Genomic DNA, 6,620 nt, shown 5'->3' on the forward strand with positions numbered 1-6,620 from the left:
GTCGGAAGGGAGGAACGGGGTCTTGACGGGGCGGGCGGTGACGTCACCGGGTGGCGGGCTCGGGGTCCGGCGCCTTCGGGGCCGGGCGTTCCGTGCGGGCCGGGCCCGGCGTGCCGCGCCGGAGCTGGGCCACCACGAGCGACACCAGGACGACGAGCGCGCCGAATCCCTGGACGACGCCGAGTTCCTGATCGAGTATCAGCCATCCCAGCGCGGTGGCCACGAGCGGGCTGAGCAGCCCGAGGAAGGTCGCGTCGGTGGGGGAGAGCAGCCGGATCCCGCGGAACCACAGGCTGTAGGCGAGGGCGGATCCGATGACGGCGAGGTAGGCGTATCCGGCCAGGTTCGCGGCGGTCGGCGCCGCGGGCGGCAGGCCTTCGGCGAAGAGGGCGACGGGGAGCAGCAGCAGGCCGCCCGCGACGAGCTGCCAGCCGGTGGTCGCGAGGAGGGGCGCGGGGGAGACCCAGCGCTTGCTGAGCACGATTCCGGCGGCCATGACGACCGCTCCGCCGACCGCGGCGGCGACCCCGAGGGCGTCCAGCCGCGCCTCGGCCCGGAGCACGAGCAGGCTGACCCCGGCGACGCCGGCCACGGCGGCGATCAGCGTACGGGGAGAGAGCCGTTCGCCCAGCAGGCCGGCGGAGAGCAGGGCGACCAGCAGCGGCTGTATCGCGCCGACGGTGGCGGCGACTCCGCCCGGCAGGCGGTACGCGGCGACGAACAGCAGGGCGAAGAACCCGCCGATGTTGAGGGCGCCGAGCACGAGCGCCCGCCACCACCACACGCCCTGCGGCAGGCGCCGCGTCACGGCGACGAGCGCGAGCCCGGCGGGCAGGGCCCGGACGACCGCCGCGAGGAGCGGGCGCCCCGGGGGGAGCAGCTCGGTGGTCACGAGGTAGGTGGTGCCCCAGACGGCAGGCGCGAGGGCGGTGAGCAGCAGGATTCCGACTCGATTGCTTAGCACTAAAGCAATGTATCTCACCGCTAAGCTATTTCGGGGCCGAAGGGGCGGGTGAAGTCGCGTGAGGTACCTCACTGCTAAGACAGTTGCCCCCGGTCCACTACCCTGGCCCGATGGCAGATCACGTCGACCGCGTACTCGAACAGTGGGCTGTACAACGCCCTGACCTGGATGTATCCACGATGGCGGTGCTCGGGCGGCTCAAGCGGCTGTCCCGGCTCGTCGACGTCGAAACGGGCCGCACCTTCAACGCCCACGGCCTCGATCCGGCATCCTTCGACGTCCTCGCCACGCTGCGCCGCAGCGCCGCGCCGCACCGGCTGACCCCGGCCGAGCTGATGCGCTCGTCGATGGTCACGTCGGGAGCGATCACCCAGCGCCTGGACCGCCTGGAGGCCCGCGGCCTGGTGAGCCGCAGGCCCAGCGCCTCGGACGGCCGCAGCGTCGTCGTCGAGCTCACCGACGAGGGCCGCGCCCTCGTGGACGAGACCCTGCCCGACCACCTCGCCACCTCGGAGGGCCTGCTCTCCGCCCTGACGGCGGAGGAGCGCGAAGCGCTCGCGGCGGGCCTCAGGAAGCTGCTGGAGTCCCTGGGCGGCGGAATGAGCTGACCTGCGGCTCCCGCAGCGCCGGGCCCGCGGCCGGAACGCGGCGGCGGGCCCGTCCCGCGGATGTGGCCAGGGTCCTGTCGAGGGGGGCTCCGCCACGAGATATCTTGATGTCGAGCAATGTTACAGACGTGGAGCGGAGCACCCGGTGACTGACTCGACCATCATTTACACGCACACCGACGAGGCGCCGGCCCTGGCCACGCACTCGTTCCTGCCCGTGGTCCAGGCCTACGCCTCGACGGCCGGGGTCACTGTGGAGACCCGCGACATCTCCCTGGCCGGCCGGATCATCTCGCAGTTCCCCGAGTACCTCGAAGAGGGCCAGCGCATCGACGACGCCCTCGCCGAGCTCGGCCGGCTGGCCAAGACGCCGGGTGCCAACATCATCAAGCTGCCCAACATCTCGGCCTCGATCCCGCAGCTGAAGGCCGCGGTCGCCGAGCTGCAGGGGCAGGGCTACGCGCTGCCGGACTACCCGGACGACCCGAAGACCGACGAGGAGCGCGACATCCGCGCCCGCTACGACAAGGTCAAGGGCAGCGCGGTCAACCCCGTCCTGCGCGAGGGCAACTCCGACCGCCGCGCCCCCGCCTCGGTCAAGAACTACGCCAAGACGCACCCGCACCGCATGGGCGCCTGGACTGCCGACTCGAAGACGAACGTCGCCACCATGGGCGTCGACGACTTCCGCTCCACCGAGAAGTCCGCGGTCATCGCCGAGGACGGCACGCTCCGCATCGAGCTCTCGGGTGACGACGGCTCCACCACGGTCCTGCGCGAGTCGGTCCCCGTGCTCGCCGGCGAGGTCGTCGACGCCTCCGTCATGCGCGTCGCCGCGCTGCGCGAGTTCCTCACGGCGCAGGTCGCCCGCGCCAAGGCCGAGGGCGTGCTGTTCTCCGTGCACCTGAAGGCCACGATGATGAAGGTCTCCGACCCGATCATCTTCGGCCACGTGGTCCGCGCCTTCTTCCCGAAGACGTTCGCGCAGTACGGCGAGCAGCTCGCCGCCGCAGGCCTGACCCCGAACGACGGCCTCGGCGGCATCTTCAAGGGCCTGGAGGCCCTGCCCGAGGGCGCCGCGATCAAGGCCTCCTTCGACGCCGAGCTCGCCGAGGGCCCGGCCCTGGCGATGGTCGACTCCGACAAGGGCATCACCAACCTGCACGTCCCCAGCGACGTCATCGTCGACGCCTCCATGCCGGCCATGATCCGCACCTCCGGCCACATGTGGGGCCCGGACGGCCAGGAGGCCGACACCCTCGCCGTCCTGCCGGACAGCAGCTACGCGGGCGTCTACCAGGTCGTCCTCGACGACTGCCGCGCCCACGGCGCCTTCGACCCCTCGACCATGGGCTCCGTGCCCAACGTCGGCCTCATGGCGCAGAAGGCCGAGGAGTACGGCAGCCACGACAAGACCTTCGAGGTCGCCACCACCGGCACGGTGCGCGTCCTCGACGGCGCCGGCAACGTCGTGCTGGAGCAGGCGGTCGGCGCGGGCGACATCTTCCGCATGTGCCAGTCCAAGGACGCGCCGATCCGCGACTGGGTCAAGCTCGCCGTCACCCGCGCCCGCGCCACCGGCGTCCCGGCCGTGTTCTGGCTCGACGAGGACCGCGCGCACGACGCGCAGCTCATCGAGAAGGTCAAGGCGTACCTGCCGGAGCACGACACCGAGGGCCTGCAGATCGAGATCATGTCGCCCGTCGAGGCGACGAAGTTCTCGCTGGAGCGCATCCGCCGCGGCGAGGACACGATCTCCGTCACCGGCAACGTCCTGCGTGACTACCTCACCGACCTGTTCCCGATCCTCGAGCTCGGCACGAGCGCGAAGATGCTCTCGGTCGTCCCGCTCATGAACGGTGGCGGCCTGTTCGAGACCGGCGCCGGCGGCTCCGCTCCCAAGCACGTGCAGCAGCTCGTCAAGGAGAACTACCTCCGCTGGGACAGCCTGGGCGAGTTCTTCGCGCTCGCGGCCAGCTTCGAGCACCTCGCGGCGACCACGGGCAACGCCCGCGCCAAGGTCCTGGCGGACACGCTCGACCGCGCCACCGGCACCTTCCTCAACGAGGACAAGTCGCCGAGCCGCCGCCTGGGCGGCATCGACAACCGCGGCAGCCACTTCTACCTGGCGCTCTACTGGGCCCAGGAGCTCGCGAAGCAGACCGACGACGCCCAGCTCGCGGAGGCGTTCGGCCCGCTGGCCAAGACGCTCACCGAGCAGGAGGGGACCATCGTCGACGAGCTGATCGCGGTGCAGGGCTCCCCGGCCGAGATCGGCGGCTACTACCGGCCCGACGTGACGAAGGCCTCGGCCGTCATGCGCCCGTCGGCGACGCTCAACCAGGCTCTGGCGATCCTGGGCTGACGCGCGCGCGAGGCAATACCGTTCCGCCCCGGCCGGCACTGCGCCCGGCCGGGGCGGTTCTGTTCTCCCCGGACCCGCCGCCGCGGCCTCGCTACGGCACGGCGCCGAGGCTGCCTTCGAGGACCGTCCGGATGATCCGGGGCCGGTCCCAGAGCGCCAGGATCTCGTTGGCGAGGGCCACGACGGCCAGGGGGTCCTGGTCGCTGTGCACCCTGATGGCGGCCGCCGACAGGCTGCGCGGGACGGCTCCCGCGTCGAGGAGGGTGCGCCATTCCTGCGGGCCGAGATCCAGGAACTCCAGGCCGGTGAGCCCGGCGATCTCCAGCGGGTCGGCGAGCGTGCCGGGGTAGGCGGCGAGGGTCCGCAGACGGGGCAGGCCGGCGACCGGGGCGAGGCTGAGCGGCGCCTTGTCCCACACGCCGATGGACAGCACCTCCAGGCCGGGGTGCGCGGCGGCCTCGATGCCCGGCAGGCTCCGGATGTTCACGTGGGCCACCACAGGAGGCCGGTCCCCGCCCGAGCCGCCGCGCCGCTCGCTGAGCCGGTTCAGCACCATGTCGGTGAGCGAGTCGGCGACCAGGGCGGCACCGATGTTCTCCTCGTGACCGATCATGACGATCTGCCCCGCGTGGCCGCGCGGGCCGGGGGTCAGGTCGACCGCCAGCCGGTCGCCGCCGCCGTTGTCCCCGAAGACGACCCAGCCCGGCGAGCCGACCAGGCCCTGCACGGCGGCGTCGGGCGGCGTGACGACCGCCTCCATCGCCGCGAACTCCCAACGGCAGTGACGGGACGACGCGTCGGCGATGTACAGGTCGTCCAGCGCGAAGAGCTCGCAGCCGACCGCCATGCATTCGCGCTGCGCCGCCTCGTGGTCGTCGCCCCAGTCCTCCCACCGGGCCCGCGTCACCCGGTAGAGCGCCTTGAGCTCCTCGGGCAGGGTGACGCCGAGGCGCGCCTCCGCGGCGGCGATCTCCGCCTCCGTCGCGCCGACAGCGCGGGGCAGCCGCTCGCGGAGCGTCCGCTCCAGCAGCCCGGGATCCGCCGAAGGGGCAGGCACGGCTCCGGGCACCGGTTCGGGAAGCCGGCGGCAGGGCTCGGGAAGGGCGCCTTCGACGAGGAGGAGCGTCCCCGGGTGCGGGGTGCCGATGCCGGGCTCCACGGCGGGGCTGGGCCCGAGCAGGCGCAGCACGGCCTCCCCGGCCGGCGAGATCTCCGCCGTGAACGAGATGTCGTCGACGCCGGCGTCCGCCAGCGCGCGCTGCACCCGCTTCACCGCGTCGAACTTGTCCTGGATGTCGTCCACCCGGCCGGATGCCGGCAGCCGCCGCTGCCGGGGCAGACTCCAGCTGCCCCGGCCGATGCTTCCCGCCACGCGGACGGAACGGTCCTGCCCCCGCGCGTTGCCGGCCCGCAGGAGCCGTAGTACGGGCTCCCAGGTCGCGAAGTCGTGGAGCGGGGGCGAGGAGGGCTTCTGATCAACCATGCGCAGACCGTATGCGGAACCACTGACACCCCGCCCGGGGCCGCGCGCTTCAGGCGGCCCGGCAGAGCGTCGCGGGCCGGGCCGGGGCCGAGGTGCGGGCCACGGTCGCGTGCAGAGGGCGGTGGGTGGGGCGGACGGTGGCCGTGGCCTGCGAGCGGTTCCGCGCGAAGACCACGAGGCGCAGCACCGCGAACCGCGCGACCCCCGCGAGCGCGGACGCCGACAGGTAGACGACCTGCTCCAGTACCGCACCCGGTGCCGCCACCAGCTGCTGCAGGACGTACATCGCCACGCACGTCACCACGTACGCGGCCGCCGCGGAACCGGCCGACTGCGCATGCTGGCGCCAGGTCGCGCGCCCGCCCGCGCCGAAGGTGAAGCGGGCGTGCAGCTCGGTGGCGAGGAGCGTGGAGACCACCGTGATCAGGGCGTTGGCCAGGACCCAGGGAACCCGGGAGGCGAGGGCCGCCACGGCGAAGCTGGAGGCGAGCCCCACCCCGCCGCCGCAGAGCACGAAGCGGGCGAAGGCGCCGAAGGCGCCGGGTGCCGCCTGCTGCCGACTCTGCGCTGTCCCCATGATTCCGACCCCTCTTTGACGGCTCACCCCGCGAAACGCGCGCCCCTCGGCCCACGAGGCCGTGGGGCGCGCTCCCCATGAGTGCCATCATGACGCATTAATGGCGCCACCGCGAGCCATTTATGGCGCCAAGGATGGCATCGCAGGGCGCGGGGCTTGGCGGTGGCCCGCAAAGCCGCAGGTCGGAAGGCGTTTCTGGTCGGATTCGGTGCGGTCGAATTGATGCCGGGTCGTCCGCCCCGCCTTGTTCCGTCAGGCGGCATTGCATAAATCTTCGCTTATTCGTATAGTCATGCCATCGACCAGGAGGGGCCCGATGGCAGTACGTGTGGCAGTGGCAGGAGCGAGCGGATACGCGGGCGGCGAAGTGCTGCGCCTGCTGCTCGCACACCCCGGCATACGGATCGGTGCCCTCACCGCGAACTCCAACGCGGGCCAGCGGCTCGGCTCCGTGCAGCCGCACCTGCTGCCCCTGGCCGGGCGCGTGCTGGAGCCCACGACGGCCGAGGCCCTCGCCGGGCACGACGTCGTCTTCCTCGCCCTGCCGCACGGGCAGTCCGCGGCCGTCGCCGCCGAGCTCGGCGACGGGGCCCTGGTGATCGACTGCGGTGCGGACTTCCGGC

Annotated in this window: 5 protein-coding genes and 1 pseudogene; 3 read left to right on the forward strand and 3 right to left on the reverse strand. The window is 72.6% G+C overall.

Features of this window, described 5'->3' with window-relative positions:
• Positions 1-43: 43 nt before the first annotated feature.
• Positions 44-964 (reverse strand): EamA family transporter, encoded by a 921-nt coding sequence (locus NQU55_RS30175; protein ID WP_256791521.1) that lies wholly within the window; start codon positions 962-964, stop codon positions 44-46.
• Positions 965-1,074: 110 nt separating this feature from the next.
• On the opposite strand from NQU55_RS30175, the gene NQU55_RS30180 reads away from it, so the two are divergent.
• The gene (locus NQU55_RS30180) at positions 1,075-1,572 is read left to right on the forward strand and encodes a MarR family winged helix-turn-helix transcriptional regulator (RefSeq protein WP_168096294.1); all 498 of its coding nucleotides are present in this window, start codon (positions 1,075-1,077) and stop codon (positions 1,570-1,572) included.
• 145 nt (positions 1,573-1,717) lie between these two features.
• On the forward strand, positions 1,718-3,937 hold the full coding sequence (locus tag NQU55_RS30185) for an NADP-dependent isocitrate dehydrogenase (RefSeq protein ID WP_168096293.1): 2,220 nt from the start codon (positions 1,718-1,720) through the stop codon (positions 3,935-3,937).
• Positions 3,938-4,028: 91 nt separating this feature from the next.
• Here the strand turns inward: NQU55_RS30185 and NQU55_RS30190 are convergent, their stop codons facing one another.
• Both NQU55_RS30190 and NQU55_RS30195 read right to left on the reverse strand, forming a co-directional pair.
• Positions 4,029-5,420 carry an SMI1/KNR4 family protein gene (locus tag NQU55_RS30190; RefSeq protein WP_256791522.1) on the reverse strand — a complete coding sequence of 464 codons (1,392 nt, stop codon included), beginning with the start codon at positions 5,418-5,420 and terminating at the stop codon, positions 4,029-4,031.
• A 49-nt stretch (positions 5,421-5,469) separates the two neighbouring features.
• Complete coding sequence (locus NQU55_RS30195) at positions 5,470-5,997, reverse strand: GtrA domain-containing protein (RefSeq protein ID WP_168096860.1); 528 nt, start codon at positions 5,995-5,997, stop codon at positions 5,470-5,472.
• Positions 5,998-6,313: 316 nt separating this feature from the next.
• Between NQU55_RS30195 and NQU55_RS30200 the strand changes: the two are divergent.
• Positions 6,314-6,620 (forward strand): annotated as a pseudogene (locus NQU55_RS30200) (N-acetyl-gamma-glutamyl-phosphate reductase); the annotation flags it as partial.

The organism is Streptomyces telluris (genome assembly GCF_024519335.1).
Classification (GTDB): Bacteria; Actinomycetota; Actinomycetes; order Streptomycetales; family Streptomycetaceae; genus Streptomyces; species Streptomyces telluris.